General features: G+C 55.7%; 6 protein-coding genes. 2 read left to right on the plus strand and 4 right to left on the minus strand.

Annotation, left to right across the window (positions count from 1 at the left end; all coding sequences use genetic code 11):
* Nucleotides 1–111 precede the first annotated feature (111 nt).
* From HMPREF9538_RS09715 to mntR, 4 genes are all read right to left on the minus strand, one after another.
* Nucleotides 112–828 carry a GntR family transcriptional regulator gene (locus tag HMPREF9538_RS09715; protein ID WP_004151705.1) on the minus strand — a complete coding sequence of 239 codons (717 nt, stop codon included), beginning with the start codon at nucleotides 826–828 and terminating at the stop codon, nucleotides 112–114.
* Nucleotides 829–896: 68 nt separating this feature from the next.
* The gene (locus HMPREF9538_RS09710; protein WP_009485562.1) at nucleotides 897–2,273 is read right to left on the minus strand and encodes a glycoside hydrolase family 1 protein; all 1,377 of its coding nucleotides are present in this window, start codon (nucleotides 2,271–2,273) and stop codon (nucleotides 897–899) included.
* Nucleotides 2,274–2,442: 169 nt separating this feature from the next.
* Nucleotides 2,443–3,555 carry an anion transporter gene (locus HMPREF9538_RS09705; protein ID WP_002895863.1) on the minus strand — a complete coding sequence of 371 codons (1,113 nt, stop codon included), beginning with the start codon at nucleotides 3,553–3,555 and terminating at the stop codon, nucleotides 2,443–2,445.
* Nucleotides 3,552–4,025 (minus strand): manganese-binding transcriptional regulator MntR, encoded by a 474-nt coding sequence (gene mntR, locus HMPREF9538_RS09700; protein ID WP_004183487.1) that lies wholly within the window; start codon nucleotides 4,023–4,025, stop codon nucleotides 3,552–3,554. The genes HMPREF9538_RS09705 and mntR overlap by 4 nt, the downstream gene beginning before the upstream one ends.
* 185 nt (nucleotides 4,026–4,210) lie before the next feature.
* Here mntR and mntS point away from each other — a divergent pair, with 185 nt between their 5' ends.
* Both mntS and HMPREF9538_RS09690 read left to right on the plus strand, forming a co-directional pair.
* Entirely contained in the window at nucleotides 4,211–4,336 is a 126-nt protein-coding gene (gene mntS / locus HMPREF9538_RS09695; RefSeq protein WP_002895851.1) for a manganase accumulation protein MntS, read from the plus strand.
* A gap of 268 nt (nucleotides 4,337–4,604) precedes the next feature.
* On the plus strand, nucleotides 4,605–6,185 hold the full coding sequence (locus HMPREF9538_RS09690) for a phosphoethanolamine transferase (RefSeq protein WP_002895847.1): 1,581 nt from the start codon (nucleotides 4,605–4,607) through the stop codon (nucleotides 6,183–6,185).
* Nucleotides 6,186–6,192: the final 7 nt, after the last annotated feature.

Below are 6,192 nucleotides of genomic sequence, written 5' to 3' on the forward strand. Positions count from 1 at the left end.
GTTTTTTTTTTTTATCGGCATTTTCCCTCGAGGCGGCTAACGCTCGCCCGGGCTACCAAACCCTACCACGCCGTAACCCCGCTATGCGCAGCCGCCAGCAGGAGCCCCGGCCTAGCCGTTATTCACCAGAATAATCCCGCCGTGATCGTAGCGATAATGGCAGTGGGCGTACTCCAGCGGCGTGCCATCCTCCAGATAGATAACCTGCTCCACCTCCAGCACCGGATCGGTCGGTTCGCAGTGAAGATGCTGTTTATCCAGTTCCCCGGGCTTCATCGCCCGCACCACGCGGTAAGATCCCATCAGCTTCAGCCCCAGCGTCTCCTGCACATAGCGAAACACGGAACCTTCCAGATGGCTTTTGGTTAACCCCGGCACCAGCCCCACCGGCATGACCGTCAGATCCAGCGATACCGGCTCGCCGTTGAGCAGCCGCAGGCGAACAAAGTCATACACCGGGGCATCGGCGTCGATAAGCAGCGAACTTTGCTCCTTGTCGCTGGGAAAGCGCACCGCAAAACGCACCACTTCGCTTTGCACCTCGCCAAGATGCTCCCAGGTTTTGGTGGCGCCGAAATAGTCGCTGCCGGGCAGCTCCCACTGCGACAGCTGAAGGAAATTTTTCCGCACAAAGGTGCCCTGCCCTTTTCGGGTATAGATCAGCCCTTCGACGATTAACTGGCGCATCGCCTGCTGGATGGTCATCCGGCTGGTGCTGAACTCCGCCGCCAGCGCAAACTGGTCGGGTAGCGGCGCGCTAGCCGGATACTGCTGGCTGATGATGCGTTTTTTTATTTCCCGCGCGATTTGCAGATACTTCGCCGTCATTTCCCGGTCCTTATCCATTCAGTGAGTGGCTGGCGGGCTGGATACACCATCTGACCGCCAGGGCAGCGTTACATCGCTTCGCCGTTGCTGCGGAACACCTGCTTCAGCCATGCATAGCTCTTCTTCGGCACCCGCCGCAGGTCCTTGAGGTCATGGTTTTCGCGATTGACGTACACCACGCCGTAGCGCTTACGCATATCGCCCTGTGAGCTCAGGATATCGATTAATCCCCAGCCGAGATAGCCGATCACCTGCGCCCCATCCTCAAAGATGGCCGCTTTCATGGCGTTGATATGGTCGCGATGGTAAGCGATGCGGTAATCGTCGGCAATGGGATGTTCGCCGTCCCAGGACTCAATCACCCCGATGCCGTTTTCAATCGGGAACACCGGCAGGCGCCAGTCGTTATAGTAACGAGTGATGATCGTCCGGAAGCCCAGCGGATCAATCTGCCAGTTCCATTCCGTCGCTTTCAGGAACGGGTTATCCTGGTTGCCAAACAGCATATAGTTGTTGACCGCCGTTCCCGGCGGGATCGCGTCGCTGTTCAATGTGCGGCTGGCGTAATAGCTGAACGCCAGATAATCGACCTTCACCGTCGCCATCAGGGCGAGATCCTCCGGACGATAGATATCATCGAACCCTTCCGCGGCGACAAAATGCATCACCTCCGGACTATAACCCTCACCCGCGTAGGCGCGCAGCAGGTTCTGGTTTAAGAACTCATCCAGCTGCTGGGCGCAGAGGATATCGCGTGGTTTGCAGGTAGCCGTATAGACCAGAGCGTGAGCCAGCATTCCGCCCATCTGACACTGCGGCTTCGTCTGGTGCAGATAGTGAGTCAGATGGACGTGCGCCATCATGACATGATGCTGGATCAGATACAGTTCGCGCAGGGTCTTCTCCCCCTGCAGATAGCCGGAAATCAGAAACGCTTCCGGCGAATGGTACAGATTCTGCTCATTAAAGGTGAGCCAGTATTTCACCTTGTCGCCATAGCAGGCGATCATCTTCTGGCCGTAGCGGATAAAAGCGTCCATCACCCGGCGGTCGGTAAAACCGTTGTAGCGCTCCGCCAACGACAGCGGCATATCGAAGTGGTACAGGCAGATCATCGGCTCAATGCCGCGGGCGATCAGTTCATCTATAAATTGATGGTAGAAGGCGATCCCCTGTTCATTGAATTCGCCATCTCCGTCAGGGCACACCCGGCTCCAGGCGATCTGAAAACGGTAGCAGTTCATGCCCAGATCCTGCATCAAATCGAAATCTTCCCGATAACGATGATAAGAGTCGGTCGCTACCTTCCAGTCGGAGGCGAACTCCGCCGGTTGACGGATATCATACACCGACATCCCCTTGCCACCCTCGTTCCACGCCCCCTCCGTCTGCATGCTGGAGACGGAGTTTCCCCATAAAAAATCTGCCGGTAGTCTGTTCTTCATGCTGCGCCTCGGTATATGACTAGTCATTTAAACATAATGACTAGTCATATACCGGAAAGTGAAAAGGTAAGCAAAGGCCGGGATCGGTTTCTGTGAGCCGGACAAAAAAAGATCGCCCCGAAAGGCGATCCTGGCGATCGATGTGAATGATGGCGCGATTCTGTTGAGATCAGGCGCTGAGTTTGAAGAGCCAGTAGCCGCTGAGTGCCGCCCATAGCAGCATTGGAATGGAGTAGAGATGGAAGCGCCACCAGATGCGCCGATCGCTGGCCATACGCAGGGCGATAATATTGGCCAGCGAGCCCGGCAGCAGGCCAAAGCCGCCCACGTTAACCGCCCAGGCGAGCAGTATCGACGGCGGGACATAGTTGAGCAACAGAATAGTCGAGGGCACATTACTGATCACCTGCGACAGGCCAATAGCGGTCAGCCACAGTCCACCGCCGGAGAGGGTCCCCACCCCGCTCAGCACCTGGTGCAGCGCCGGAAGCTGGGTCAGCAGATGGACGTCAATAAACATCACCATAAACACCAGCAACAGCGACCAGTCGACATGGACGATCACCGCCCGGGCCAGCACCAGGAAGCCCAGCAGCACCAGCGCCAGCCCCCACAGGGCCTGATTCATCTCCAGCGCCGTCAGAAACACCACATACAGTCCCAGACAGCTCCAGACGAGCTTAGGTTGCCATGACGGCGCCCTGTCGCTGCTCTGGTAACTTAGCCGCTTCGCCGGAAAACAGAACCAGCACAGCGCCAGCAGGGTCAGCATCATCGCCGCTGCCAGAGGCAGCATCTGACCGATAAACCCGAAGAAAGAGAGGCCGGATCGTCCCCACAGCAAAATATTCTGCGGGTTGCCGATCGGCGTCAGCAGCGAACCGGCGTTCACCGCCAACGCTTCGAAAATAATCAGCCGGTTCACCGGGATGGCGCACCATTTTTTTAGCGTCAGCGTCAACGGCACCACAATAAACAGCGCAACGTCGTTGGTGAGAAAGGTAGACAACAGCGCCGCCGCCAGCACCATAAAGATGGCCAGCTGGCGCTCAGTCACAAAGCGGCGGGCCATTTTTCGGCCCAGCACGTCAAAATAGCCGCTCAGTTCGATCCCCTTAGTCAACAACATCAGGCCGCTAAGCGTCACGATGGTATGCCAGTCAATGGCCGCCGGCCAGCTTGCCGGGACAAACGGCACGATGGCGCTGAGCACGCAGGCGATAATCAGCAGCAAATGGAGAAAACGATCGCGCAGCAGCGACTGGACGAAGGGAAGAGTCATGCTTCCTGAGATCCCTGTGTTTGGGTAAATTTCAGGAACATCGCCAGCGTCTCTTCGCTCACGTGATGCTCCATCCCTTCCGCATCACGTCGGGCAATCTCCGCGCTGACGCCGATCGCCAGCAGGAAGTTCTCCACGATTTGATGGCGCTCGCGGCTCTCCTGGGCTAGCTTCTCACCTTCCGGGGTTAAGAAGATCCCGCGCCAGGGGATCTGTTCAATAAGACCGACGCTGGCCAGGCGTTTGAGCATTTTAGCGACCGTAGGTTGCGAAACGCCAAGACGCGCGGCCATATCCACCTGGCGCGCCTCGCCCACTTCGTTGATCAGATCGGAGATCAGCTCCACATAGTCATCGATCAGCTCGCGGCGATGCGCTTCCCGCACCTGGCGAAACCCTTCCACGTGCTCTTCAACATTCACTAACTGCGTCACTTTTTTTGTTATTGGCTTACCTGCGCGACGGTTCATTGTGCTTCCTCATTCGTGTGACGCGTCAAGCATCGTATAAAAAGATCCACATTGTAATGGATTGCGCCAAGAGCACAAAAAATTAACGTTTTAGCCATAGCTATAACATATAGCCTGTGCTATATCTGTATATAATGCAAACATCCATCAGGGAATGACGGAGCGAACTGGCAGGAGGAGAGCAGATGAATGAATTCAAGAGGTGCATAAACGTGTTTAGCCATTCCCCCTTTAAAGTACGATTAATGCTGATCGGTATGCTGTGCGAGATGATCAACGGTAAACCGCAGCAGGGCAAACCCAATTCCTAAGGCGGCGTCGCGGTACGCCGCTTCATTTTTCTGTCATTTTCTGCCGGTAAAATGACCGGTTCCCCCCGTTTCCCTGACCTTTTTTCAAGTTTTGTAAGCGCCCTCGCAAAACAATCTGTTATGTCTGGTTGACCTTACCATTTACAAGCCCTATCTTTGCACAGCCCTGCCACATTCGCGGCTCGCAGAGACCCTCTTCACGCACTGTCCAGCAGGTTTTACCCCTTGACGCCAGGGGATGCGCATGGCCTCTTTTTGATTGTTTACTATGAATGTCACCACCCTGAAAGATACGCTGGTCGCCCGCCGACTGGCACTGAACCCATGGACGGGATTCTACTTTTTACAGTCGCTGTTAATTAACCTGGCGCTGGGCTATGAATTTAGCCTGCTTTATACCGTGGCATTTACCTGCGTGTTACATCTGCTCTGGCGCGCCTTTCCGCGCGTCCAGAAAGCGGTGGTCGGCGCCTATTCCCTGCTGGCGGCTCTGTACTATCCCTTTGGCCAGGCCTACGGTGCCCCCAACTTCAACACTCTGCTGGCGCTGCACGCCACCAACGTGGAAGAGTCTACGGAAATCCTGACCATCTTCCCGTGGTACAACTATCTGCTGGCGGTCTTCATCTTCGCTCTCGGGGTCATTGCGGTTCGTCGTAGGATCGTTGAGCCATCACGCTGGGGAAAAATGGATACGCTGGGCCTGTTGTTCAGCATCGGGATCTTCTTTCTCCAGCCGGTGCAAAACCTTGCCTGGGGCGGTGTATTCAAGGTGATTGACACCGGTTATCCGGCCTTTCGTTTTGTCAAAGACGTGGTGGTGAATAACAACGAGGTGCTGGACGAACAGGCGCGGATGGCGCAGCTGGCTGGCATGAAAGACAGCTGGCACGTGCTGGCGGTAAAGCCAAAATACCATCTCTATGTGGTGGTGATCGGTGAAAGCGCGCGCCGCGATGCCCTCGGCGCTTTCGGTGGCCATTGGGACAACACGCCGTTTGCCAGCTCGGTAAACGGTTATCTGTTTAACAATTACATCGCCGCCAGCGGCTCAACGCAGAAATCGCTCGGCCTGACGCTTAACCGGGTGGTCGATGGCAAACCACAGTATCAGGATAACTTTGTCACCCTCGCCAACCGCGCCGGTTTCCAGACCTGGTGGTTCTCCAACCAGGGGCAAATTGGCGAGTACGACACCGCTATCGCCAGCATCGCCAAACGGGCGGATGAAGTACAGTTCCTGAAAAACGGCGATTTCGAAGCCAATAAAAACACCCAGGACGAGCAGTTGCTGAAGCTGACCGAGCAGGTGCTCTCAACCCAGCGTACCCAGCCGCAGCTGATTGTCCTGCACCTGATGGGCTCTCACCCACAGGCCTGCGATCGGACCAAGGGCAAATACACGGTTTTCGTTCAGTCGAAAGAGACCTCATGCTACCTCTACAGCATGACGCAGACCGATTCGCTGCTGGCTAAGCTTTATCATCAGTTGCAAAATTCCGGTGACACTTTTTCCCTGACCTATTTTTCCGATCATGGTCTGGCGTTCAAGGAGCGGGGCAAAGAGGTGCAGTATCTGGCGCATGATGATAAGTTCCAGCAGAACTTCCAGGTGCCGTTTATGGTGCTATCCAGCGATGACAAAGCGCATAAAGTGATTAAGGCGCAGCGTTCGGCGAATGATTTCCTCAGTTTCTTCTCCCAGTGGACCGGGATCCAGGCGGCGGAAATCACCCCACGCTATCGGTTTATCTCTGAGCAAAAGGCCGGTCCGGTGTACATCACCAACTTCCAGCTGCAGAAGGTGGACTACGCTCACCTCGGTACCGATGAGTTCACAGTCAATTAATCGCGCC

Source organism: Klebsiella sp. MS 92-3 (genome assembly GCF_000195655.1).
In the GTDB taxonomy this organism is placed as follows: Bacteria; Pseudomonadota; Gammaproteobacteria; order Enterobacterales; family Enterobacteriaceae; genus Klebsiella; species Klebsiella pneumoniae.

Coding starts and splice junctions, on each gene's coding strand:
- HMPREF9538_RS09715 (WP_004151705.1), bottom strand. CDS start 828: ATGACGGCGAAGTATCTGCAAATCGCGCGGGAAATAAAAAAACGCATC.
- HMPREF9538_RS09710 (WP_009485562.1), bottom strand. CDS start 2,273: ATGAAGAACAGACTACCGGCAGATTTTTTATGGGGAAACTCCGTCTCC.
- HMPREF9538_RS09705 (WP_002895863.1), bottom strand. CDS start 3,555: ATGACTCTTCCCTTCGTCCAGTCGCTGCTGCGCGATCGTTTTCTCCAT.
- mntR (WP_004183487.1), bottom strand. CDS start 4,025: ATGAACCGTCGCGCAGGTAAGCCAATAACAAAAAAAGTGACGCAGTTA.
- mntS (WP_002895851.1), top strand. CDS start 4,211: ATGAATGAATTCAAGAGGTGCATAAACGTGTTTAGCCATTCCCCCTTT.
- HMPREF9538_RS09690 (WP_002895847.1), top strand. CDS start 4,605: ATGAATGTCACCACCCTGAAAGATACGCTGGTCGCCCGCCGACTGGCA.